Annotated in this window: 1 protein-coding gene; it reads left to right on the forward strand. The window is 55.0% G+C overall.

Translation table 11 applies throughout. The features are described from left to right. Positions 1–12: 12 nt before the first annotated feature. A partial coding sequence (locus SB765_RS33230; RefSeq protein WP_410932979.1) for an NAD(+)/NADH kinase occupies positions 13–240 on the forward strand: 228 nt, incomplete at its 3' end.

The raw sequence follows: 240 nt of genomic DNA on the forward strand, positions 1-240 counted from the left end.
TGTATTGGCATTGTGGGACACCCACGGCACCCCACTGCACTGACAACACATGAAATGCTCTACCGCTGGCTGTGCACAAAAGGTTACGAGGTCATCGTTGAGCAACAAATCGCTCACGAACTGCAACTGAAGAATGTGAAAACTGGCACGCTCGCGGAGATTGGGCAACTAGCTGATCTCGCGGTAGTCGTTGGTGGCGACGGTAATATGCTGGGCGCGGCACGCACACTCGCCCGTTAC

Origin of the sequence: Pseudomonas sp. SIMBA_067, assembly GCF_046534675.1 — a bacterium.
Lineage (GTDB): Bacteria > Pseudomonadota > Gammaproteobacteria > Pseudomonadales > Pseudomonadaceae > Aquipseudomonas > Aquipseudomonas putida.